Origin of the sequence: Dyadobacter sp. CY326, assembly GCF_021390515.1 — a bacterium.
Classification (GTDB): domain Bacteria; phylum Bacteroidota; class Bacteroidia; order Cytophagales; family Spirosomataceae; genus Dyadobacter.
The window spans coordinates 29,523-54,642 of record NZ_JAJUXI010000003.1 but is presented as its reverse complement, the minus strand read 5'-3'; the positions used below and the strand labels follow the sequence as shown (position 1 = coordinate 54,642).

Annotated in this window: 17 protein-coding genes; 11 read left to right on the top strand and 6 right to left on the bottom strand. The window is 46.6% G+C overall.

The window, feature by feature from the left end:
- Positions 1–2: 2 nt before the first annotated feature.
- From LZG73_RS04685 to LZG73_RS04670, 4 genes are all read left to right on the top strand, one after another.
- Entirely contained in the window at positions 3–1,046 is a 1,044-nt protein-coding gene (locus LZG73_RS04685; protein ID WP_233846537.1) for a sensor histidine kinase, read from the top strand.
- Between the two features lie 143 nt (positions 1,047–1,189).
- Complete coding sequence (locus tag LZG73_RS04680) at positions 1,190–2,299, top strand: sensor histidine kinase (RefSeq protein ID WP_233846535.1); 1,110 nt, start codon at positions 1,190–1,192, stop codon at positions 2,297–2,299.
- 5 nt (positions 2,300–2,304) lie between these two features.
- Positions 2,305–3,087, top strand: a complete 783-nt coding sequence (locus LZG73_RS04675) for a LytTR family DNA-binding domain-containing protein (protein ID WP_233846533.1) — start codon at positions 2,305–2,307, stop codon at positions 3,085–3,087.
- Between the two features lie 61 nt (positions 3,088–3,148).
- A complete protein-coding gene (locus LZG73_RS04670; protein WP_233846532.1) occupies positions 3,149–5,974 on the top strand; it encodes a PQQ-dependent sugar dehydrogenase in 2,826 nt (941 codons plus the stop codon).
- Positions 5,975–5,978: 4 nt separating this feature from the next.
- Here the strand turns inward: LZG73_RS04670 and LZG73_RS04665 are convergent, their stop codons facing one another.
- The 3 genes from LZG73_RS04665 to LZG73_RS04655 form a co-directional block, all read right to left on the bottom strand.
- Positions 5,979–7,106, bottom strand: coding sequence for a metallophosphoesterase (locus LZG73_RS04665; RefSeq protein WP_233846531.1), 1,128 nt, complete (start codon positions 7,104–7,106; stop codon positions 5,979–5,981).
- Positions 7,107–7,201: 95 nt separating this feature from the next.
- Positions 7,202–9,370, bottom strand: coding sequence for a glycosyltransferase family 39 protein (locus LZG73_RS04660; protein ID WP_233846530.1), 2,169 nt, complete (start codon positions 9,368–9,370; stop codon positions 7,202–7,204).
- Positions 9,371–9,542: 172 nt separating this feature from the next.
- On the bottom strand, positions 9,543–10,844 hold the full coding sequence (locus tag LZG73_RS04655; RefSeq protein WP_233846529.1) for a vanadium-dependent haloperoxidase: 1,302 nt from the start codon (positions 10,842–10,844) through the stop codon (positions 9,543–9,545).
- A 257-nt stretch (positions 10,845–11,101) separates the two neighbouring features.
- On the opposite strand from LZG73_RS04655, the gene LZG73_RS04650 reads away from it, so the two are divergent.
- The gene (locus LZG73_RS04650) at positions 11,102–11,785 is read left to right on the top strand and encodes a hypothetical protein (protein WP_233846528.1); all 684 of its coding nucleotides are present in this window, start codon (positions 11,102–11,104) and stop codon (positions 11,783–11,785) included.
- A gap of 4 nt (positions 11,786–11,789) precedes the next feature.
- Here LZG73_RS04650 and LZG73_RS04645 read toward each other — a convergent pair whose 3' ends face one another.
- The 3 genes from LZG73_RS04645 to LZG73_RS04635 form a co-directional block, all read right to left on the bottom strand.
- Positions 11,790–14,240 (bottom strand): TonB-dependent receptor domain-containing protein, encoded by a 2,451-nt coding sequence (locus tag LZG73_RS04645; protein WP_233846527.1) that lies wholly within the window; start codon positions 14,238–14,240, stop codon positions 11,790–11,792.
- A 96-nt stretch (positions 14,241–14,336) separates the two neighbouring features.
- Entirely contained in the window at positions 14,337–15,152 is an 816-nt protein-coding gene (locus LZG73_RS04640) for an AraC family transcriptional regulator (RefSeq protein ID WP_233846526.1), read from the bottom strand.
- A gap of 64 nt (positions 15,153–15,216) precedes the next feature.
- On the bottom strand, positions 15,217–17,484 hold the full coding sequence (locus LZG73_RS04635) for a heavy metal translocating P-type ATPase (RefSeq protein WP_233846525.1): 2,268 nt from the start codon (positions 17,482–17,484) through the stop codon (positions 15,217–15,219).
- 222 nt (positions 17,485–17,706) lie between these two features.
- On the opposite strand from LZG73_RS04635, the gene LZG73_RS04630 reads away from it, so the two are divergent.
- From LZG73_RS04630 to LZG73_RS04605, 6 genes are all read left to right on the top strand, one after another.
- Positions 17,707–18,993 (top strand): DUF1080 domain-containing protein, encoded by a 1,287-nt coding sequence (locus LZG73_RS04630; protein ID WP_233846524.1) that lies wholly within the window; start codon positions 17,707–17,709, stop codon positions 18,991–18,993.
- 211 nt (positions 18,994–19,204) lie between these two features.
- Entirely contained in the window at positions 19,205–19,492 is a 288-nt protein-coding gene (locus LZG73_RS04625; protein WP_233846523.1) for an AraC family transcriptional regulator, read from the top strand.
- A 129-nt stretch (positions 19,493–19,621) separates the two neighbouring features.
- Positions 19,622–20,011 (top strand): hypothetical protein, encoded by a 390-nt coding sequence (locus LZG73_RS04620; protein ID WP_233846522.1) that lies wholly within the window; start codon positions 19,622–19,624, stop codon positions 20,009–20,011.
- Between the two features lie 213 nt (positions 20,012–20,224).
- Positions 20,225–22,612, top strand: a complete 2,388-nt coding sequence (locus LZG73_RS04615; protein WP_233846521.1) for a TonB-dependent receptor — start codon at positions 20,225–20,227, stop codon at positions 22,610–22,612.
- Between the two features lie 6 nt (positions 22,613–22,618).
- Positions 22,619–23,584, top strand: a complete 966-nt coding sequence (locus tag LZG73_RS04610; RefSeq protein ID WP_233846520.1) for a DUF4249 domain-containing protein — start codon at positions 22,619–22,621, stop codon at positions 23,582–23,584.
- Between the two features lie 75 nt (positions 23,585–23,659).
- Entirely contained in the window at positions 23,660–25,048 is a 1,389-nt protein-coding gene (locus tag LZG73_RS04605; protein WP_233846518.1) for an AraC family transcriptional regulator, read from the top strand.
- Positions 25,049–25,120: the final 72 nt, after the last annotated feature.

The following is a 25,120-nucleotide window of genomic DNA, read 5'->3' as shown; positions in this document are numbered from 1 at the left end:
CCTTGAAGCCGCGTTTTTTCTCCCGATATGAATGGTGGTATCACCTCGCGATGATGCCCGTTTTTTTTGCCGTCGGCAACTATTATTTTATTGGAGAAAAATATTTCACAAGCCTCGACATTTTCCTTCCCGCAACGGCATTAGTATTTGTTCTTTATTGGTTCTCGATTATAACGCTCACCATGGTTGTGCGCTGGGTGATCAACCGTTATCCGCATGTCGATCAGACGCGCAAACGCCTGCTAATCACGCTGCTTGCCGTCGGTGGGCTTACGCTGCTGCTTGCTGTGTTTGATGTGTGGGCTTACAGTCTTGTTCCCCGATTTGCGGTTACATTCAAATGGCCCAATATCTGGCCGATTATGATCCTGGGCGCTTTTTTTGACATTTTCCTGTGCGCAATGCTCGGGCTTTTTTATTCACTGGAACAATGGAGGAACAATCAGGCGGAGAGTGAAAAGCTGGAAAGGCAGTCGCTGCAACACCAGTTTGATGCATTGAAAGGACAGGTTAACCCGCATTTCCTATTTAACAGTCTGAACACGCTTTCAGCGCTCATTGGTGACGATCAAGCAAAGGCGGAGATTTTCGTGGAAGATCTTGCCAGGATTTACAGATACATTTTGCAAGGTTCCAAAACGGACCTGGTGCCCGTCCAGGCCGAGTTTGAGTTTTTACAAACCTATGCACGCCTCCTGAATGCGCGTTATGGCGAAAGCTTGCAAATAATTCAGCCAGAACCTTACGCTGGTGATCTGTTTGTGCCGCCGCTTGTGTTGCAGGTTTTGGTCGATAATGCGATCAAATTCAATACAATGACAAAAATCAGACCATTAATTATTCGCATTGAAATCGCTTTCAGCCAGCGGATTCGCGTACAAAACAACATGCAAAGCAAAGTGCGGCCGATGCTAACCGATCAGGGCGGATTAAGCGAACTCAAAGCCAAATATCACGCGCTCAGCAATCGTGAAGTGCGAGTGGAGCAAACGGAGGCGCATTTTGTTGTCACGCTTCCCATGTTGTCGGCCAAAGCGCGCACGTAAAAATACGCATTGCACATTTCATGACAATTCATGTGTTTATTCAAACAATTGATACAATTATCATGAACCATTTCCTCAGGCTTCCTTTACATTTGAAGCAACCTAATCATTGACAGACGACGATCACGAGTGGACAGCACACCATGGCAACTGAAAAATTAACAGAAAAATTATCGGGAAGTTTCAGCTCCGGAAGCCGTTGGTCTTTCGTGCTTACGATGCCAGCTTTCCTGATGTTTTTCAATTATTTGATGGTTGGTCCGGGATTCATCCGTAGTTGGCAAACGTTCGCAGGAAGCACGTTTCTCAATGGATGTCTGCTGTCCATAACCTTTTTTATCCAAACCAAAGTCAACGAAAACATTGCCCAGCGCTATCCGCGACTGGACCAAACGCCCAGACGAATTTTCGTTTCAATTGCCTCGCATGCAGTGTTATCGGGCATTTTTTTGGCTTTAATCGCCTGGCTCTATATCGGTTTCAAGTTGTTTGGATCATCATTGACGCCGCACCGGATCTTAATGATTTACCTGATTAACATGGCCGCCATTTTGCTTGTAATGGGCATTCATGAATCTTTCAATGCGATCAGCAGATGGAAACAGCACGAGGTGAACCGCGAACGGTTGATGAAGGAGAATGTCAATGGACAACTTGAAAGCCTCAAAGCCCAGGTGAGCCCGCATTTTTTGTTCAACACATTGAATTCATTATCGACGCTCATTGCCGAAGATCCGGAAAAAGCGGAGCAATTTGTGGATGAAATGGCGCGTGTTTACCGCTATCTTTTGCAAACCAATCACGCTTCGCTGGACGAAGAAGATTTCAGCCAACTGACGACTTTGCGCAAGGAATTGTCATTCATGGATTCTTACGGACATTTGCTCAAAACGCGTTACGGCGATGGAATGAAGCTTTATATTCACGTCGAGAAGCATCTGCTGGATCACAAAATTCCACCGTTGACCTTGCAGCTTTTGGTCGAGAATGCAGTGAAACACAATGTAATCCGCGTCAGCCGGCCACTAACGATCTTCATTTTAAGCACGCAGCAGGGAGACTTGATGGTGCGTAACAATTTGCAGAAAAAAACGCTCACAGCAGGAGCAGAAAACCTTGAATCGACCGGCGTTGGATTGATCAATATCATTACAAAATATAAGCTCCTGAAAGCACATCAACCCACATTGCGAGAGCCTGTGATTGAAAGTAACCACGAATTTTTTACCGTAATTCTGCCATTAATTGCCTGAAAAATATGAACGCACTCATTGTTGAAGACGAAGATCTCTCGGTCCGGAGATTGAAGAAATTGCTGACTGAAACCGCTCCTGAGCTCATCATCAACGGCGTCACGGACAGCATTGAAGAAACGGTCGAATGGCTTTCTTCTAACCAGAGAAAAGGCAACGCAGACCCCGACATTATTTTTCTGGACATAGAACTGTCTGATGGACAAAGCTTTGAGATCTTCAATCAGGTTCAGGTTTCTAGCACGATCATTTTTACAACGTCATACGACGAATATGCATTGCAGGCTTTCAAGCTTAACAGCATTGATTATCTGCTCAAACCGGTTCACCGCGACGACTTGCAAAGGAGTTTACAGAAATACGAAAACATGCGCGCGCAGCCGGCAACGGATTCGCTGGAAGGAATTAAAAAGCTCCTTGAAAGTTTTAGAAAACCCGCGCGTAATGATTACAGGCAGCGATTTTTGGTAAAACAGGGACAGAAAATGCTCTCTGTGGAAGTCAGTGAGATCGCTTACTTTTTCACAGAAGATCGTTACAGTTTCTTTATCACCGACACCAATCAGAAACTGCTGGTCGATTATACATTGGATGAGCTCGCGGAAGTGCTTGATCCCGAGCGCTTTTTTCGGATCAATCGTGGCATGATGGTCACGCACAAGTCAGTCGACAAGATCGATCCGTATTTTGGGAATCGTCTTTCGCTAAGCCTGCGGCCTTTACACAACAAAGAAGTGCTGGTAAGCCGTGAGAAAGTGAGCGATTTCAAGCATTGGATGGGAAAATGATGAAGTAAGAATTTTTCATTATTTTATTGTTATATTTCCAGTAAACTCATGTTTACGATTTATGACAAATTTATACGCTCAATGTCAGAGCCTGATCGGCGTTGCAAGAAACGTGATCACCGGCACTGTGCTTATTTCGCTTGCCGCGTTCACGGTTCAGGACACGCCTCAGAAGCCGGATGAAAGCCGCTTCACCCCTATCGTCGTTTCCGACAATCTGGACGAACCCATGGTTTTTGAAGTGCTGCCCGACGGTTCGGCTTACATTATCGAGCGGAAAGGCGCTTTGAAAAAATACAATCCCTCGACCAAGTCAACCGACCTGATCGCCAACATTCCGGTTAACACCAAATACACGAGCGCAGAAGGCGTTTCCAGAGAGGCCGAAGAGGGTTTGATGGGTTTTACAATGGACCCGAATTATGAGAAAAACCATTGGATTTATCTTTATTACGCCCATCCAACCGAAAAAAAGCACATTCTCGCTCGCTTTGAGATCAAGGACGACCAACTTGTAGAAAGCTCCAAAAAGACAGTTTTGGAGGTGGAAACACAGCGCGAAGTTTGCTGTCACACAGGCGGCGGCATGACGTGGGACAAAGCCGGAAATTTGTATCTGGCGGTGGGTAACAACACTGGAAATCAAAAGGCTGCGCAAACAGATGAGCGTCCGGGAAGAGCCAGCTGGGACGATCAGGGACACGCTGGAAATACGAATGACCTGAGAGGGAAAATTCTAAAAATTCATCCTGAGCCAGACGGCTCGTACACCATTCCCGAAGGAAATCTTTATCCCAAAGGAACTGCAAAAACACGTCCGGAAATATATTCAATGGGCCACAGAAACCCATGGCGCATTACGGTCGACAGCAAAACGGGTTATTTGTATTGGGGAGAAGTAGGTCCGGATGCGAACGAAGATTCGGAGATCGGGCCTCGGGGTTATGACGAAATGAACCAGGCGCGCAAGCCCGGAAATTTTGGCTGGCCTTGGTTTGTGGGTGATAATCAAGCCTTTCCGGTTTACGATTATGCAGCGAATAAGCCATTGGCAAAAAAAGACCCGAACAAACCAATTAATGAATCGCCAAATAACACAGGTTTGAAAGAGCTTATGCCGACAGCTCCGAATTTCATTTATTATCCATATGGCGTTTCGGACAAGTTCCCGCTGGTGGGCTCAGGTTCGAGAAGCGCAACAGGCGGACCGGTTTATCACCGCTCCGATTTCAAAGCCCCTGCGCGTCCTTGGCCTGCATACTACGAAAACAAATGGATCACAGCCGACTTCTCACGTGGCTGGATCATGGCCGTTTCGATGAGCGAAAACGGAGATTATCAATCCATGGAACGCGTGTTGCCAAGTTACCATCCCGTGCAACCGATTGACATGAAGTTTGGCCCTTCGGGTGATTTATATGTGCTCGAATATGGCAGCAACTGGTTCCGAAAAAGCGAAAATTCAAGGCTGATCCGCATCGAATACAATGGCGGAAATAGAAAGCCAATCGTGCAGGTTTCGACGGATAAAAAGGGAGGGACGGTTCCGTTTGAGGCAAAACTGTCGGCTGACGGCACGAAGGATTTTGACGGAGATAATCTGAAATACAGCTGGAAAATAACCGGAAGCGGCGCTGCGCCAAAGACATTTAACACTGCAAACCCGACTGTGAAATTTGACAAACCAGGCGTTTACACCGCAAATCTGACGGTTACGGATGCCAAAGGCGCTGCCAATTCACAATCCATCAAGATCATTGCAGGCAATGAACCGCCGAAAGTTGCGGTAAGCCTGGAAGGCAATAAGACATTCTTTTTTGCGGGAAAATCAATTCCATATGCTGTTGACGTTGTCGATAAGGAAGATGGAAGCTTAGCCGATGGGAAAATCAAGCCAGACCAAATCGCGATCAGCATTGATTACGCCTCGGAAGGTTTCGATTATGCGGAAGTGATTCAGGGTCAGCGCAGTGTAGACGCTAGCACGCAGTTTGCCGTTGCGCAGGTTTTGATTGGAAAAAGCGATTGCAAGGTTTGTCATCAGCCCAATACAAAATCGGTAGGCCCTTCATTTGCAGACATTTCCAATAAATACAAAGGCCAGCCGGGCGTCACCGAGAAGCTGGTTGAGAAAATATTGAAAGGCGGTTCGGGTGTTTGGGGCGAAGTGGCCATGGCCGCCCACCCTGCCCTGCCCGTTGCGGACGCGGAAACGATTGTGAAATACATTCTGAACAGCACCGACAAAACGCTGAGCACGCTGCCCGTAAAAGGAGAATACACGCCAAAAATTCCTGCGAAAGATAATGGAAAAGGCACGGTGCTGATTCGAGCTGCGTTCACAGACCGGTCGGTGAGTGGCAATAAGGCCATTCCTGCGCAAACAACGGAGGAAATGATTGTGCTGCGCAGTCCGGAAATCAATGCTGCCGAGGCGCCCATTGTACAAGGTGCGGAAATGAAAGCGTTGGGAACGGCCGGCCTCGGTTTCAGCGTGGTCACATTTGCAAACAGCTTCCTGGCATTCAAAGAATTTGATTTAACGGGCATTAAGGAGCTCGAAATGAACGCCGCAGCGCAAAAACGCGAAGGCGCTATGGGCGGCAAGGTGGAAGTTCACCTGGACTCTCCAACGGGCACATTAATCGGTGAAAAATCGGTTGAAATCGCGCCGGAGGTGGATATGGCGAAGATTATGGCTGAGTTGGAAAGCCAGAAAAAACCGGGTGAAACTGTCAAACCACCACGCCGTCCGACCCGCGAGCCGGTTGTTGTAAAAATCGAACCGACGAGCGGCAAGCATGACATTTATCTGGTTTTCAAAAATGCCGAAGCCAAGCCCGTTGAACCATTGATGACGCTTTCGAAGATCACATTCAAACAATAAACTGCTAAGTTTCAATCACAAAACGATCGGCCAGGACAGCATTCACTCCTGGCTCGATCCGTTTTTCATGCGGAAGCGCATAAAACTCAGTCGTAAGCCGAAGCCCTTTTTCGGTCCTTTCAATTAAAACTTTCAGAAAACCGTGCTTGTTGTCGCAATAATTTTCAAGTGAAACATTGTTGAAAAGCGCGTTATTGCCCGTAAAACGCGAGTCACTTGTAGACGCCACAGGATGCAGCTCGTCATAACCACCTCCGCCTGCGACGATAAACGGGACCGTTTTTCCATCAAAATAACGCTTCGAAAATCTTTGGTAATTGTGCACATGTCCACTAAAGACAATGTCGGGGCGCACGCCGGTTTGTTCAAAAACACCATCCAGAAACTGGATCATCGGCAAGCTCGAACCGTGGTTAATGTCCGCTGAGTAAGGCGCGTGGTGCACGCACAAGATAATCGCTTTTTCGGGACGATCTGCGTCCGCACTTCTCAATTCTTCCAAAAGCCATTTCCGCTGATCCGGCGTGATGACGCCGAATTTGGTCACATTTCCATACATGCCAATTATCCTCGCAACAGGCGTAACGAGCGACCAAAACACATTGGGCTGCGTCATGCTCTTGCGCTCAGCGCCCCCACTAAAAGAAACGGTTTGCGACTGTTTGTCACAAAAAACCTTCATGAAAGGCTCTAAACTTTTATAAGAAACGCGGCTCTCAGGATTTACGTCGCTATCGTGGTTGCCTGGAATTGCGAAAATCGGTCCTGGATATTTTTGATAAGGGTCGAAGAATTGTCTTTTGTATTGACTTGCCTCGCCGAAATTGTAAACAATGTCGCCTAAATGATACAAGAACATCGGTTCCAGGCCAGTTCCGTCCGTTTGCTGATATTGCTTGATCATTTCCCCAACAACCAGTTTTTGGAAATCCGGATTGCGAATGCTGCCCGTGTCACCCAGCATATGGAAAGCGAGCTTATCGCGATCATTTAATGCCTGAACATGCTCTAAATCAAGATGATAAGGATATTTTCCGGAAGATTCAGGAACGGGTTGAAATTTATAGGAGTCGTCCGGCTGGTGCTTTTTAAAAACCGGTTTGTCGTATTTTTTATCGAAGAAAGCGTTCATTCAGATGCAAATAACCAATGTGCAATGATGCCCCGATTAACTCAGGGCTCAATTTCACAACGGGTTGGCGTCTTTTTTGGTTCTTTCCAAAACCTTTAAAACAGCAGCCGTTCAGCGCTTTTGCGTTTGAGTTTGACCAGACAAAGCAACGGCGCCTTGTAAATGGTGTCAATGTTGGCTTTCGGAATAAATTTCTCTGCTAGTCCAGCGTCGTCTGCCAGCACATAATCGTAATAAAATGGTTTTTGTGCATTAGGCAGTGAAGCAAACTCGCGGCGATAACGAATGTATTGCATTTGGCCGGGATTTGTCACTTTTGTCGCCGCCGCAGCCCAGTAATGATAAAAACCGAAGTCGTTGCGGAAGAGCACGCCAATGTTTTTCCGATCGCCATCAATGTGATTAAGCAAAGGTTTGAAGCTTTCGTAATCCAGCTGATGGCTCAGGAAATAACTCTTATCGCGTTCGGTGGCAAAAACCGTGGCTGTCTTGTCCTCATTGTAATAACCCAGTTTATCCAACATCCTAAAAACGCGCAGCCGCTCGCCATATCCCGGCCAGGATTTAAGCGGATGACACGTTTGTCCATCCGCAATGGTGTAATAGGAACTCAACTGATCCCTAAAACGCTTGGTTTGGGCAGGATCGGGTGAGCAAATGGCCACGGGAATGTGGGCGAGGAAGTTCTGGGTCAGATAGACGATCGGCACCAGCGCCTTATTTGGATTTCCGTAAACAAAAACGGAGGAAAGCATGAACAGCGGCATGGCGATTAAAAGAATCTTCCACCGATAAACATGTGAAAAAATGTAGCTGACGAGCACCGCTCCTATCGCAAAAAACGGCATATGCGTTCTGCTGCTCCAAAGCTGGAATTTTAATAATGTGCAAAACAGCACAAAGCCCAGCAATGCACAAAGCCAGAGCCATTTAACTTCCCATCGGCCACGCAGGAAGAACAAGGGCAGAGAAGCGATGATCATAAGCCAGAAGTGGAACGTGTTGGCAGCCATATCCTCATGAACGGAATAGCGTACACGGAACCAGTCGAGGCGCAGCGCAGGGTCGTCAATGTCCACACCGATCGCTTCATGAAATTGCCTTATCCCTAGTTCAATAAGCTGATTATAAGCAGTGTTAGGCAAGCTCATGTGCAAACTTGCATTCTTGACAATGCCTGAAACCGTAAAGAGAAAGCCATGCTTGTCCACCGGAATTTTTTCAGCAAAAAGCCGCGTTTGTTCCGGCGGGCTCATTACGCTTCCGAAGAGCGCATAATTACGCAGAAAAAACGGTGTGAAAATGATCAAAAACAGGCCAATAGACAGTGCCAGGACTTTTGCCGCGTAAATAAATTTGTATCGTAAAAGGATTCTGACAGCAAAGTAAATTGTGAAAGGGATGGCAAAAATGAGGATCGTATATTTTGTAAAACCGCCCAGAACGAGCGATAATAACATCGCCAGCAGCGTTGAAAAGCGCTTTTTCTCCAACAGTTCAAAACCGAAATAAACAAATGCGATGAAGAAGAAACATGCGACGTAATCAACCTGTGTGCTCGTGCTTTCGAATATGCCGATTGGTAAGGTCAGCATAAACATGGCTGCAAGCAACTGAGCGCCAGGCTTCATGCCCAATTTTTTAGCCAGCAAACTCACGGCCGCCATTGAGCCAATAAACGACCCGAACTGAACCAACCCCGCAAACTGATCCGATCCCGATAGCAGCACCGTGTGGAGCACGAGATATTCTGCGAAGACATTGAGATACAATTGAAAAATATGCTGCGTCGGAAAATGATCCAGATTGCCATTGTTAACCCAGAAAAGAATGCGGTTCAAATGGTAACTGTGCGTGTCAAAATTATTGGGAGGAGCATAAATCGCCAGAAACAGCAGAGGAACAATGTAAAACAGGCCAGCGCAAGTGACTACGATTTTGGCGGTCTTACTCATGCCTTTCAGTTGCAGAAACTGTTTCCACTCGCTCAAATGTGCGATTCGGAGCGGATTTGTTTTCCTTTGATAAAATAGATAAGCGGCGAGCGAAGTTGCTGTTATCAGCCAGAAGACAATGGCTGATGCGGATTTAATGCCGTCGAATGTTGAGAAGATTTCGTTGTAAACGAATGCCAGAACTGCACACGCGATCAGCGTTTGAACAATTGCGACCCGCAATTTTGAATAAATTCCTTCATTGGATTGTGCCAGATAGCACACAAGAAAAATCAAGAAAGCCGAAAACGGCAGTAAAATAAAACTCATCTGAAAAGAGGGTTTGAGCAAAAGTCGGCGCTCAGGTTAGCGATCAAAACTACAAATTATGTCCTGATTTTGGCGTCCCAGTTTTCAAACGACATTTATAAATTAGTTACCGGAAAATAAAATGGGCGCTGGTTATGAAAACCAGCGCCCATTTTAAAATTGCCTTGAAAGATCAAGGCTTGAACTTCAACTTTTGCGCGATGTTATCAGCGATAATTTTGCCGTGAATGAGACTGACTTCGCAAGTTTTACGGTAATGAATGCCCGCATAAACCCTCGAAATTGCCGCCTCCGCTGCCGCTTCGTTGAAAGAATTAAAACTGCGCGGACTAAACCCAACCAAGTTATACGGTGTGTCCGTGTAATGATAATTTTCTCCAAAAAGCCTGGTCAGCGTCTGCGCGGCTGCCGAAGATATCACCGCGTGACCCGATGGATATTCCGGATGCGGCGGCGTCGGAATCAGCGTATTCCAGGCCGGCTTGTTCATCACCGAACGAATGTAAGTGACGGGCCGGACGGTGTTGTAAAAGTATTTTTCCTTCAACAAGCTTACCGACGCGTCCGACATGGCAATGCCCAGTTGCGTGAATGCGACAGCAGCGACATCCAGTTTCGGCTTTTCAATGGCCAGGATCTGGCTTAATACATTGTGCCAGGAATTGTCAGGCCAGAACGTTGCGATGATCTTCTGCTCCCCTGTCAGGCTTTGCGAAATGTCATAAACTTCCTTTGCCTGCGCAAAATAGGGAGAAGCCGGATCTTCGGAATAGGCCATGGGCGCACCTTGTGGCGCATTGGCGTCACTGTTACTGACAATCAGTCGGTTAGCGCCCCAATTGGAAAGAATGGCGGCAGCGAACGCGGGCGGCGTAGGAACCCAATGTTCTGCGCCGGGCACAAGCTGATAAGGCGTTGTGTTGTCGTAGCCATCCGTTTTGGCCCAGGCCAAAATTGAAGCCGCAATCTCCTTGCCAAATGCTGCCGACCTTTCCAGCTCCGCAGCACTGCTTTTGGGCAAATACAGCGCCCAGTTAGCCGCTTCCAGCGAATCAACCGACGCTTTACGAGCCGCCGTGATGGCCGGAAACAAACTCCGGTTCATTTCCGCAAGTGCTGCGTTGGCGGACGCTGGCCAGTAATAACTCATGCCGGTGCTGATCTTTGGCAATGCTGGCAATCCATTTAGTTGCGGCGCAATCGACTGGTAACCAACCAATCCCGGAACGATGGATTCATACAATGCGATGCCCGCGTAAGCAAAGCGCCTTGCAGCAATTGGTGGTGGACCGGGCATGGCCTGCGAAAGTTTCAATTGCATGGTCAGCCAGGAATTCACTACATCGGCGGGGTAACTCCCCGCATCGGGCGTCTGCGGACCTTCGTGGTCTGTGCAGGAAGTGTTGATCAATGCGCAGATAAATAGGATAATCAATGCGCGCAAAAGCTGTTTCAATGGTTCAATCTGGATCATGGACGTAATCGTTTTTTGGTTGCAAAACTACCGCCCCGCCACGCCCATAATCTTGTAATCCTGATCCATTTCCAGGTATTTACGAGACCAATAATCTCATTGTTTTGTCAACAACCCCAATTTGAAAGATGAGGCCATAATTGGCCAAAACCGTAAAATAAGAACCAGCACAGGTTGTCACACAGTTTTTTGGATCGCGATAAGAAGTTGATTATCATTAAAATAGCATTTACACAACCACTTCAACAAGCACAATTATGAAAAATTTACAGACGATCGGCAAATCGCTTTCTTATTTCGTTTTTTGCATTTTGGGAATTGCCCTTTCCTGCACAGATCACGAAACGCCGGAAATTCCAAATGATCCAGAGTCTGCCTGCACGTTTCGAAACGGCTTACCGCGCACTTATCCCTGCGAATTCAAGATTGAAAAACTGACATTTTACAAAAAAGACGGCAGTGTAGCAGGCGAAATTTGGGCAGGCGCGAATGAAATCACGTTGAAACGATCGGAGGCGAAGGCTGACAACAACCCGGGTGCAACGGCAGTGGATGCTGTTGGCCAATTGACTTTTGATGTAAAAGCCACGATCAAGCGGATTGCTGCGCCTTCATTTCCCGTTTCGGCTGGCTATCAAATGCGCTACACGACGCACCCGTCCGGTCTTGCCGCGCTCACAACGCCGGGAGAATCTTATCAAACCGGTAGTTCTGTTCCGCTGACAATGGCGATAGGCAGCACTGCCGAAGTCAATTTTGAGCTGTCATTTCTTTATCAATTGGCCAACACGCCTGGCGGCATTAAGCCAATCATTTCTCGAGACTTAAAAGCATTCCTGATTTACAATGACGTTACATCAGCCAATTTGGATAAGCATCCGAGTTACATTGGTGATGTGGCAGAAGCTTCTCTGCCGATTGTAAACAAAGTTGCCGAGTAAGCTGCTAAAATTCTTTATCCCCGAACTCGCTGACCGGAAGTTTTGATTTTTTGGTCAGTAAGTTGAGGTTATAGCTGACATTGAGCAGAAAAATGTCTGTTTCCTGAATGTAGTTGGTGGTGGTGAAAAAGTTTTTCGCAAATGTCGTGATACGCTGCTCGTTTGAGCCTAGCAGGCCGAGATCCATGTTTTGCCATTGTAACAAAGCCGCCAGTTTACCTTTCAAAAATGTCTTTTTGACGGAAAGTCCCGGGTTCAAGAATCGCGAATCTTCTCCTTGCGCGGTGACTCTTTTCGACAAATAGTTGACCGAAAGCTGCAAACTCATGGTTGGAGACAACTTTAAACCAGTGTTCGCATTGATGGAATACACGATTCCCGCACTATTTACAGCGACATTGTTTTCGAAAAGGGAGCCTTTGATTTTGTAATCATATACATTGCCTCCGGCATAAAATTGCCACCATTTGGTCAGTTCCAATGTCGTTCCCGCCTCTATTCCCCAGGATGTGGCCACGCCTGCATTGGTATAAATCCGGTTTAAAATTGTGTCGTTATAGACGCTGTTGACTCTGTTAACGACGTTTTTGATCCGCTGATTGTAAGCCGTCAAAAAAGCATTTCCTTTTCCGAAATCCTTCACGACACCAATTTCCGAAAGGTCGATAAACTCCGGCAGAATGTTGGGATCACCCGATTCCAATGTCTCAGAATGCTCACGTTCGGGGAATGGGTTGAGCTCTGCATTGGTTGCCCGCTGCACGCGCTTGCTGTAACCGGCCTTCGCTTTGAAAGTTTTGCTAGCCTGATATTGCAGGTTTAATGTTGGAAAAAGATTGGACAAATTCAGATTGCGGAGCGGATCATTTCCAGCTGAAAATGCGCGGGTTGAATATTCATAACGCAAGCCCGCAATGTATTCGAGCTTGTCAGCTTTCGCGCCATATTGTGCGTAAACAGAGTGGATTTTTTGTAAAACTTTGGTGTTGCTGCTGAACTCGGGGACGATCTCAAATGAGCCGTTTTCGAAATTCAGATCCAGATATTGAAATTTTCCTTTTTGCTCCTGGTTACGAAATTGATAGCCCATTTCGATTTTTCCTTTGGGCAAAATAATCGTGTAATCTGCCCGCAAGCGATACGCTTTCAAAGGGTTTTCACTCGGATTTCGCGTGCTTTGAAGCACTGTTTCGCGATTTGGCTCGGCGCGGTTAATGTTCGTTGTCAAGCCTTCCAGATCCGCCTGTTCATACAAACCAGACACACTTAAAGCCGATTTGTTTGCAAAAGTGTGTGTATAGTCAAGATTTCCGAGCGTAATGTCGGCCGTCTTTTTAGCAATGTTTGAATTGAAATATGTGATGCGCCCGACTTCCTGCTGCGTTGTCAGATTCGTCTTTGTGTTGTGATAAATAATGTCAGCTCGCCGCGCCTGTGACCGGTAACCTTTGTACACGCCGGCGGAAAATGCATTGTTCGCATTTGGCGTGTAAGTGAGCGACGTGCGTCCTGTGTAATTGTAACGAATGAAACTGCGCTCGCCATCAGAAGGAAAGGACGTGAAAATATTGCCAATCGTGGTGTTCACATTGCCTACCCGCCTGCCTGCAATGTCATTTCGCAGATAACTCCCGCTCAGCTGGAAGTCCCATTTGGACGTCCGGATGTTGTAGGCAGCATCAGCGCCAAACCGAAGCGGACTTTTGAGATTATCGTAAGTGTAAACCGACGGCAATCCGCCCTGAACATTTGCCGAAAAAGACCGCTCGCCAGCTTGTGGCACTTTGGTTGTAATATTAATGATCCCAGCCTTGCCATCCGGATCAAACCGTGCAGAAGGCGAAGTGATCACCTCCACATTTTCAATCAAATTCGCAGCTATCTGGCTCAGCACCAAGGATGGATCTGATTGCACCGGCTTGCCATTAATCAAAACCAAAAACCCGGCCGACCCTCTTAATGTAATGTCCCCCTCGCTGTTGACGGTCACAGAAGGCGTATTTCGCAGGACATCGATGGCAGTGCCTCCTTTGCTTCCCAGGAATTTATCCGCACGGTAAACCTGCCGGTCAATCTTGTTTTCAACACCCGCCTTATCTCCCACCACATTCAGTTCGCTCAATGTTCTGGCGTCGGCACTGAGCTCGATGGCTTGCTTAATGGGCGCACTCTCCAATGCCGGAAGCGTAAGTCGAAACTTGTAATAACCAATGTATTGAGCTTCAATATAATACTGGCCCGGAGCAACATTTAGGAATTGATATCCGCCATTCTCGCTGGTAATGAGACCGTTGACCAATGTCGAATCCAGGCTCTTGTATAATGCCACTGACGCGAATGCCAGCGGTTTTTTAGACTCCTTATCCCTAACCTGACCGGAAATGGGAAGGTTATTTTGCGCATTCGCGGAAACGCCGGCAATCCAGAAAGTCAGGATTGCAATAAAAAATTTCATGGTGAGTATGTTTCGCCTGCCCGTAATGAATGGGCAGACAAATATATCTCTTGTGATTAAATAGACTTAGTAGAATAGGTAAAATAACTGGTATATTCAGGAAATTCCTTTGCGGTAAATCGCAGGCATGACGCCGATTTGTCTTTTGAAAAACTTGTTGAAATGAGACGGGTCGCTGAATCCCAGCCCGTATGCGATCTCGGAAAGTGTTTGGTCAGAATAGAGCAACAACTTTTTGGCTTCGATATTTAGCTTTTCAGTGATTATCTCGCCAGCCGACCTGCCCAGTGTTTTTTTACAAATGTTATTGAGCGTTTTAGAAGTAATGTGCAGCTGATTGGCGTAGAAACCAATTTCATGATCCGTCTTAAAGTTCGCTTCCAATGCACTGAAAAACTGCTTTAACTGCTCCGGAAGCGGGTTGATCTCCTCGGTTTTCGTTTCTCGCTTGATCAGGTTGAAAAGCAATTGGAGATAAGTCTGGATAACGGCGTGGTAATTTTCTTCCTTTCGGTTGAACTCGTTTTCAATGTTTGTAAAAATGTCCGTGATCGTTTCATTCACATGTTCCAATGCATAACCGCTCTTGAATGTGACCGGAAAAGCCTGGAATAAATAGTCATAAAACGGCTGGTTAAGCAGGAAATCTTTTTGCAGCATGATCACAAAGCCTTTCGGAATGGCGGTCAAATCCCAGCTGTGGATCTGCCCGGGCAAGATCATATACAAAGCGAATGGATTTACTTCAAATGCTTGATGGTCAATGTGATGTGTGCCAGCTCCTTCATGCAGATAAATAATTTCGAGGTAATCTTTGTGACCGTGCGGATCGGTCGTTTTAATCACCTCCTTCATTCGTTTAATCCTGAAAAGCTCGTCTTCCAGCAGTTTGTTTTTTATCGGGATGGTCATAGGTTGTGAATTTCAATACTTTGGCCGCAAATGCCGGACGGCATATTAAACAAAGATTTTGAAATTACAACCTCATCGCCTTCAAACGCAAACTGTTGCTGACAACGGACACAGAACTCAATGCCATTGCCGCACCTGCCAGCATCGGGTCCAGCAAAAATCCGTTCAATCCATACAACGCGCCGGCAGCTAGCGGAATCCCGATCAGGTTGTAAATAAATGCCCAAAACAGGTTCTGTCTGATGGTTTTCACTGTTTTTGCTGAGAGTTTGAGCGCTTTTGGAATCGTGTTCAAATCGGATGTGATTAGTGTCATTTTGGCGACGTCCATGGCGATATCCGAGCCTTTTCCCATGGCAATGCTCACGTCCGCTTGCGCCAATGCATGGCTGTCGTTGATCCCGTCACCAACCATTGCCACAACTTTTCCTTCGCGCTGCAATGCTTTGACAAAATCAGCTTTTTCCGATGGCATAACCTCTGCTTTGTAATGCTGCAAACCAACCTGACGCGCCACACCGGCGGCAGTTTGCGCATTGTCTCCTGTCAGCATATAGACGTCAATGCCCATGTTTTGCAAAGTTTCAATGGCCTGCCGCGACGTCGCTTTCACTTGATCAGCGATGGCAATCACTGCGAGCACATGCTGGCTGTCAGCAAAATAAATGACCGTTTGCGCTTCATTTTGCCAACTTTCAACAATTGTAAGCACGTCATTTTCAGCAGTCGCGTGGTTTGAGGATATCAGCTTTTTATTGCCGACAAAATATGTTACGCCATTGCTCACGGCCTTGACGCCTTGGCCTGTAATGCTTTCAAATGCTTGCAGAACAGCCGCTTCTGCGTTTCCCTGTTTCAAATGATTAACAACAGCTGCTGCCAACGGGTGCTCGGAAAGTGATTCCATAGCAAATAAAATTTCCTCTAAATGCCTTTGATCGGAAAGTTCGGAAGCCCATTGAATGCTCGTCACAGCCGGTTTTCCTTGTGTAATGGTGCCTGTCTTATCTAAAATAATCGCATCAATCTTATGCGCAAGTTCCAGACTTTCAGCATCTTTGATCAAAACATTATGCTCGGCTCCCTTCCCTACCCCGACCATAATCGCAGTTGGCGTGGCCAGGCCTAATGCGCACGGACACGCAATAACTAGCACGGTTACGGATGTGAGCAATGCATGCGTAAAGGCATTTTCACCGCCAAAGATCATCCAGACAGCAAATGTTATAACTGCGATCGCAAGCACAACCGGGACAAAAATGCCGGCGATTTTATCAACCAGCTTTTGAACCGGAGCCTTACTTCCCTGCGCCTGCTGCACCATTTTAATGATCTGTGCCAAAATCGTGTCGCCACCGACTTTCTGAGCTTCGAAAAGAAAGCTGCCTTTTTGATTGATCGTTCCTGCGAAAACCTTTTCGCCTTTCGATTTCTCAACTGGAACCGGCTCGCCGCTGATCATGCTTTCGTCTACAAACGAGTTCCCCTCCGTCGCAATGCCATCAACCGGGATCTTGTCGCCAGGTTTTACGATAATGATGTCTCCTACCAAAACTTCCGAAACGGGAATTGCGGTTTCAGTGCCACTTCTCATCACAGACACCGTTTTTGGCTGCAATCCCATCAGCTTCTTTATCGCCGACGACGTGTTTGATTTCGCCTTTTCCTCCATCAGTTTGCCCAAAGAAATGAATGCAATGACGACTGCGGCGGCTTCAAAATAAACATGCGCATGCAGGCCCCTTTCGTGCCAAAAAGCTGGATTAACAGTGTTGAAAGCACTGAAAAAGAAAGCAATGCCCGTGCTTAATGCTACAAGCGTGTCCATATTGGCTCTGCGGTGCCGCGCTTGCTTGTATGCATTAATGAAAAAACTTTTGCCCAAAACAAAAACAACTGGTGCAGCAAGCACCATCATGATCCAATTGCCATAAGGCAGCGCACGCGCCGAACCTTCCATAAAAAACATCCCGATGATCACAATCGGCGCTGACAAAATGGAAGCCCAGATTGTCCTTTTTTTCAGTTCCTGATAATGATTTTGCTGCGCTTCGGCCTGCACTTGCTGCGGATCTTCGGCGTCTACGACCAGGTCGTAACCAACGGAACGGATTGCGTTTTGAAGATCAACTGGCGAGAGGGAACTGTCGTAATCTGCCCATGCGGTCTGATTTGCGTAATTTACACCCGCGTCGTGAACGCCCTTCAAGGATTTCAGCATGCTCTCGACGCTCACCGCGCAAGCCGCACACGACATTCCCAAAACCGGGAAAGTTTGCTTTATATTTTTCGTTTTTAAATCTTTTGCTTTCGCTGAAACGGTCGCTTCCATGACTCTGTAATTTTATACAAAGTTAACCCTGTGACAAGCAGCAAAATTTACACAATTAGATCGATGCGTTGTATAATTATTGGGCGTGCCAGCTTGCGGTGCAAATGAGAGCATTGCGGGGCCGATCAGGCCATAAGTTGTCGGAAATTTCGGAGACAAAATCTGTCGTGAATCAATAGATTTGTCACACAACATCACTTTTGTTCTGCAAAGAGTTTAGCCATGTCAAATACAATTGAAACTGATCTTGTTAAAGCTTGTCTTCAAGAAATAGAAGCAGCGCTTTCTTGGGGCAGCAGCGCGGAATGGTCCAATTACGATTTTGAAAAATTGAGCGAAGCGATTTTTGAACAAACAAAAGTGCGGCTGAGCGTGACGACGCTGAAACGCGTTTGGGGACGCATTAAATACGACCACGCACCCAACACGGCGACGCTTAACACCATTGCTCAGTTCGCCGGCTACAACGATTGGCGACATTTTATAAAGCAGCATGACGTCCCGCCAGTTACAAAGATCACTGCTCCCATTCACGCGCCTCACGCACCTGAACCGGTTGTGAAGCAAAACCCAAAAACGCTTTCCTGGACGGTTGCGGCGGTGTTCGTGCTCATTAGTGCCGGTTATTTTATTTATCAAAATGTCCTCGGTTCAGGGACAGTTGATCCTGCGCATTTCGCCTTTAAAGCAGACAAAGTGCTTACCCTAGGCGTGCCCAATTCGGTCGTGTTTACTTATGATGCCGCAAGGGCGAAAACGGATTCGGTTTACATTGTGCAAACCTGGGACATTACGCGTAAAACGCTGGTTCCCAAGATGCAAACCAAGCATTCAGCGATTTACTATTATCCCGGATATTTCAATGCGCGGCTGATCGTAGACGGGCAGGTCGTCAAAAGACACGTTGTCCAAATCGCTACGGATGGCTGGCTTGGGCTCGTTGAAATGGAGAACAAGCCATTTTATTTTGACAAAAAAGACATAACGAGACCCGACCGGATTGAGATCAATGCGGATTTGCTGAACGCCAATAATTTCGACCTCAAACCAGTTGCGCCGAGGGTAAGGCTGTTCAATCAGCGCGATATGGGCACGTTGACGAACGACAACTTTGAGTTTGAAACAACATTAAGGAATGACTTTAAGGATGGGAACAACACTTGCCATTCCGTGGAAGTGCTCATTCAATGCAAAGACGACATCATTTTCCTGCCCCTCACAAATCCGGCTTGCATTGGTGACGTAAAAATGTATGCAGCCGGAAAAATGTTTGATAGCAAGTTCGCAGATCTGTCGGGCTTCGGCGCCGATCTGAGCAAATGGACCACGCTGCGGGTCACATGCAAGGATAAAAAGATGCAAATTTTTGTGAACAACAAAAAAGCATTGGACTTCACCTTCCCAAATGCCCCGACCGGCATTGTCGGCCTGCAATATCGTTTCAACGGCGTCGGCGCTGTGAAAGATACATGGTTCAAAGACGCCGCGAAGGAGCTCATTAAAATGTAAGTGTTTGAATAATAAGCTGATCTCCTTTAACAAGTCGCAGCGAGACGAAGAAGATGACCTCGTTAACACGCACATACAACTTCGGCAAAGCAACCATCAACCCAAAAAAAGCAAAGCAAAGTGAAGAAGAAACCCGCGCCGGGAATTAAGTGAATGGATTAATGATCATGCATTCGAAATCTTTGAAAAAAACGGCTATTTTAGAATCTGATTGCAAGTCTACGGGCAATCATTCGAATGCACTTTTCTATCAGCTAAGCAAACATGGAAAGCCATATCCTATCTCATCAACACACATTGCGCCTCCAACGTAAATGGCTTCATTAACAGCTTCCGCGTTGAAGCTGTGATTCGCAAACTTGGTGATCCGAAAGAGCAACACAAAACCGTTCTGGCGCTTGCATTGGAATCGGGTTTCAATTCAAAATCGACATTCAACCAGGTTTTCCGGCAACACACAGGCAAGTCGCCGTCTCAATATCTGCTGGTTCAAAAGTGAAACTTCCCATTGAGGCAACTCAATTCCTAATTAAGCCTTAATGCGTCCGAAAACACGAATTCGGACGCCCCAAAAGACGTTAGCGGGAAGTTGACTTTGACTCCTATCTGACAAAAAATAGAAGCAAATATGCCAATGCGCTCTCCCAGGTCAAAAACGGTCTTCCCGACAGCTTGTTCGTTCCTGCAATGGAGGCTTTTTACCAAGGCCATTTCGAAAGTTATAATCTCGTCGCAAGTCTTACAATTCCGCCTGGAATGGGCTTCGGCGCGCGGTTTAAGCTGGATCAAAAAAGGCATGCTTTCCATGTTTTCGGCGCATTTGCTCCGGCCAGGTTCGATGATTCCACGCAATTGGATATGGGTTTTAATGATGAGAAACATCGGTCGATCCTTCATTTACTTGCCACTGTTGCTTCCGGAGCTCGAAAAATACAACGGTAAGCAGCTGACTTCCTATGCACAAGCGGTTCAAAATGCAATGAATGTGTTGCTGGAAGAAGTTCGGAAGCATAAATAAGGCAAATTGTGCGGGGAAAGCGCGTTTTAAATCCTAGCGGCGTTAACCGCCTTTTTAACTTAAATTTTAACCGAAATTCCAAGCCAATTTCACCTCCGGCCCAACCTCCATTATAAGATCGTTTACAAAAAATCTCAACAAAAGTTAAAAACGCAATCCTATATACGATTGAAATGTAACCGAGCGTTAACGTGTTTTAACCCGACGCTAAGTATGCATAGAAAGCGCTACCAGTTACTATTTTTACTTTTGATTTCGTCCCGGCTTTTTGCACAGCAACAAGTTACAATCAGCGGTTTCGTGCGCGAACAAGGCAGTTTGGAATTGCTGCCGGGCGTAAATGTTTATCTGCAAAACTACTCCACCGGCACAGCCACAAATACATATGGCTTTTACTCCATCACAGTGCCAAAGTCCGATTCCGCTGTCATATCATTCTCATTTGTGGGTTATGCAAAACAGGATTTGCGCATCGCAGCTAATGCGGATCAACAGCTAGACATTTCGCTGGCAACCGACAACCAGCTTGACGAAGTCATTATTTCCGGCACGCGGCAAACAGAGAAAGTAAGCGAATCTGTGCAAATGAGCCAGATTGAAGTGCCAATTTCGCAAATCAAAAAAATCCCTGCATTCTTTGGCGAAAAGGATGTGATACGCGTTTTGCAACTCATGCCGGGCGTTCAAAAAGGCACGGAAGGACAAACCGGACTCTATGTGCGCGGTGGCGGTCCTGATCAAAATCTGATAATCCTGGATGACGCCGTGGTTTACAATGCGAGCCATCTTTTCGGTTTTTTCTCCGTTTTTAACAGCGATGCATTAAAAAGCGTGGAGCTTACCAAAGGCGGATTTCCCGCCAGATATGGCGGCAGACTTTCCTCTGTCGTTGAAATGAACATGAAAGAAGGCAGTAAGGAAAAACTGCACGGTGAAGGCGGAATTGGCCTCATATCCTCTCGCCTTACATTGGAAGGGCCATTGGCAAATAAAAAAGCATCGTTCCTGATTTCAGCCCGGCGCACATACATTGACGTGCTGGCCGCCCCGCTCATTGCGCAGCAACAATCCGGTTATGACAGCAAAGTGAAACCCGGCTACTTTTTTTACGATCTGAATGCGAAGGTGAATTATGATTTTGGAGCAAAAAACAAGCTATATCTCAGCGGATATTTCGGTCAGGATCGATTCAAGGTCAGGGAAAAGAGCACGAACAGTCAAAACACTTCGGGCCTTAACTGGGGCAATGCAACCGGAACGTTGCGCTGGAACCACCTCATTAACCAAAAACTTTTTGTCAACACGTCGGTGATTTACAGCCATTTTAATTTTAATATTTTTTCCAATGACAAGGATTTTGACAAAGGCGTTGTTGTCGATGAGTTTAGTTTGAAATACAACAGCCTCATCCGGGATTTAAGTTTGAAAACAGATTTCGACTTTTATCCAAATCCAAATCACAGCATGAAATTCGGCTTGCAGGCAACAACGCATCGCTTTGTGCCCTCCGCACTGGCATTGGAAGGAGACTTTTCTGACGATGAAATCGATTTACAAGCCAAGCCAATTAACACACTCGAAGCGGGCGCATACGTGGAAGACACCTGGCAACCATTCACGGCATTGAAGGTCAACGGAGGTTTCAGGTTGAGTTTGTTTGAGACCAAAACGAAAGTTTACATTCGCCCGGAACCACGCATTTCTGCTGCATTAAAACTCGCCAAAGACTTTTCTGTAAAAGCTTCATATGCGAAAATGAACCAATATGTTCATCTTTTAAGCAACACCGGGCTCGGTTTGCCAACAGATCTCTGGGTGCCTACGACCGACCGCATTGCGCCGCAGCAGTCGAGCCAGGTGGCATTCGGGCTTGCGAAGGATCTTGACAAGCCGGGGCTGGCGGTGACTTTGGAAGGTTATTACAAGACAATGAACAACATTATCAGCTATAAAGAAGGCTCTTCATTTATCAGTTTGAATGGTGAAAATGCGAATGAACTGAATTGGGAAGATAATGTGACAACGGGCAAAGGATGGTCTTACGGTGCGGAATTTATGGTGCAGAAAAAAACCGGGAAGCTTTCTGGCTGGGTCGGTTACACATTGTCCTGGACCAAATGGAAGTTTCCGGAGCTTAATTTCGGTGAGACATTTTACCCGCGCTATGACCGCCGGCATGACCTTTCGATCGTCGGAATTTACGAGCTTAGCAAACGGATCACGCTGTCGGCAACATGGGTTTACGGCACCGGCAATGCGCTTACCATTCCGATTTCAAAATTTGCGACATACGAAAACAGATTTGTGCCCTCCAACTGGGGCACGCCAGCCGGCACCGGACAGATCATGAATGAATACGGCAAGAAAAACAGCTTCCGGGCTGAATCCTATCACCGCATGGACGTCGCGATTCAGTTTCACAAAAAGAAAAAGCGGCATGAACGAACCTGGGAATTTGGGCTTTACAATGCTTATAACCGCCGAAATCCTTTTTTCTACAACATCAATTCCAAGTTGAATGGAAACCAGCAGACCAATGTGCTTACGCGCTACTCGTTGTTCCCGGTGCTTCCTTCATTCAGCTATAACTTCAAATTCTGAGCCGATATGCGCCTGATCAGCAACATTGTTTTGCCGAAAAATCTTACATTTTTTTCCCTTATGCTGTGCATTGTATGGTTGTCCGGCTGCGGAAGCCTGGTCAATGATCTCGATCCTGACAAGCTCGTCAAGGTTGAGTCGAAGCTGGCTGTTTCCTGTTACATTTCGCCGCAGTCGCCGAGATTAGAGGCCATCATTACCGAATCACAGCCATTGCTCGGTCCAGCAAGCTTTTATCCGGTCGTCGTCCCGAATGCCTCGGTTGTTCTTTCCGATGGAATTACAACTGTGCAGTTAATTTATGACGATTCTTTGCAACAATATATGGCCGATACGAACACATTGAAAATCGTTGCCGGGAAAACATACACGTTGGCTGTTAACGACGGAAAACGTTCCGTGAAAGCGCAATGCACGGTGCCCGATCAGTTGCCAAAGATTACCAATGCTACTTTTGAGAAAACGACGCTCCACGCCGTCGATACGATGGGAAAAGTCCAGATTTCATGGCAGGATGTAAAGGGTGTGACCAATTATTACGCCGTTCGCGGATCGGTCACCACAACGCTTGTCAACCTCAATTATGATTCGAAAACAGGTGACTATGCGCCTTTTCTTTATAGAAACAAACAGGAAGTTTTTTACGGAAGAAACATTTACAATGACGTTAACCTCGACGGAATTACATTCAAAAGTCCGGAAACGCTCTTTTTTATTCCGCTAAAACAGACCATAACTTATCAGGATAAAAGCGGTGCCATCAAGTCATTTTACAACGACGCAAAAATCGATGAGGTCCGTTTGGAAGTGTTAAGCATTGACGAGCATTATTATAAGTTTTTCCGCTCGCTTTCCAACAACAACAGTGACAACCCTTTTGTAGAGCCGACCCTTATTTACACCAATGTTGAAGGCGGACTAGGCTGCTTTGCTGCCTTCAATGCCGTGGGTGTGACGCTTGATCCGGAGTAAATAAATGGTTCAGCGTTTCTGAGAAAATGTCTATCTTGGCGGCAACGAAACCATGCATTTTCGATCCATTTGCCCATGAAGCCATCCATTGCCGTCTTGCCATTTGTAAACCTGAGCAACGATCCCGAAGAGGAATATTTCAGTGAAGGTGTCACCGAGGAGATCATCAATGTGCTGAGCCGCGTGCCAAGTCTGCTGGTGGCTGGGCGCACTTCATCTTTTATTTTCAAAGGGAAAGATCAGGATTTGCGCATGATCGGTGAGCAGCTGCATGTGGATCACATTCTGCAAGGCAGCTTGCGAAGCGCTGGTAATAAGCTGTTTATCAACACACAACTAATGAATACATCGGACGGCTCGCAGATTTGGGCCGATCAATATGACCGCAATCTCGACGACATTTTTGACATTCAGGACGAGATCGCACTGGCGATTCTTGGCGCTGTAAAAGTTGAGCTGCTGGGTGAAGAGCCTGCGACGACTTTCAAGCGATATACCAATAATAAAGAGGCTTATCAGCTCTATTTGCGCGGCCGGTTTTATCATAACAAATTCGCCGGAACGGAAGAATACAATAAAGCGATCGGCTATTTCGAATCTGCTATCACGCTCGATCCCACCTATGCAATCGCCTACGCAGGCATTGCTTCTTCCTATCTGAACATGTGGTTCTATAGGCATATGCCTGCTGCGAAAGCTTTGCCGCTTATTAAGCACGCCACCACGCAAGCCCTCGCCCTCGACAGCGAAATTGCGGAAAGTTATCTTGCGCTGGCCCGCATGCAAATGCTTAATGAGTGGGACTTTGCGGGTGCGTCGGCTGCATTCAAAAAAGCATTGGAGCTGAACTGGAATACGGCGGACTTGCACGGTCAATATGCCCTTTATCTGGCACTTACGGACAATCCTGCCGAAGCGGAAGATGAAATTTCGCTCGCATTGTCGCTCGAACCATTTTCGCTGATCAACAACTTTTATGCTGCCTACGTATATTGGATATCGGCGAACTTTGAAAAAGCGGTCGAGCAAGGCAGAAAACTGGTTGAACTGGAACCCTTATTTTGGGGCGGGCACATGATCATCGGCTTGAACCTGATCACGTTGCAGGACTTTCCGGCTGCACAGGATGCATTGGAAACCGCTCTCGAAATCAATTACAATGGCATCACTTTAAGTGCCTGCGGCGCACTGTTCGGTCTGTCCGGCGAAACAGAAAGTGCCTATGACATCATCACGCAAATGAATGCATTAAACAAAACACAGGTCGTTGCAAACTACGATATGGGCATTGTGTATGCCTGTGTGGGCGAAGTTGACAAGGCTCTAGATTACTTTCAAAAGGCAATTGATCAGCACGAGCCGCCCATGTTGTTTTTCAAATACATTGTAAGAGATTGGCTATCAAACAACGACCAGGCAATTCAATATGAATCGATCATCAAACAAGTAATTCGTGAACATTAGTGCATTCGTGGCTAGAAAAAGCCTCTTAATACAACATTGGCCTAATTTTTTATCATAAAAAGCCAAAAAACA